This is a genomic window from Veillonella sp. ZSJB6 (assembly GCF_051549505.1).
Taxonomy (GTDB): Bacteria; Bacillota; Negativicutes; order Veillonellales; family Veillonellaceae; genus Veillonella.
This window is the reverse complement of the sequence record NZ_JBPUGE010000090.1, coordinates 1-258: the sequence shown is the minus strand read 5'-3', so window position 1 is coordinate 258 and position 258 is coordinate 1. Positions and strand designations below refer to the sequence as shown.

1 protein-coding gene is annotated in these 258 nt (G+C 47.3%); it reads right to left on the bottom strand.

The genetic code is table 11. The features are described 5' to 3' along the window. Positions 1–109 (bottom strand): hypothetical protein (locus ACSV5T_RS10010; RefSeq protein ID WP_438321026.1); only part of this gene is annotated, 109 nt, incomplete at its 3' end. Between the last annotated feature and the right edge of the window lie 149 nt (positions 110–258).

The window sequence follows — 258 nt, the reverse complement described above, 5'->3', positions numbered from 1 at the left end:
CCTGATACAGCTGACTACCATTCACCGCATCGGTCGAAGTTGCAGAGATTTCACCAGCACCTACGTTAATGATTTGACGTTCGGCACCAACAGCACCTACAGATACCACACCCACAGGTGTAGACCCTGCAAAGTTACCCGTTGCAATACCACCCACGGTTGTATTGGCTACTTGGGTGGCTGCTTTATCTGATGAATTATTGCCTAAAACGACAGAGTTGGCTTGTGATGTAGTCACATTGTTACCAAGTACAAACG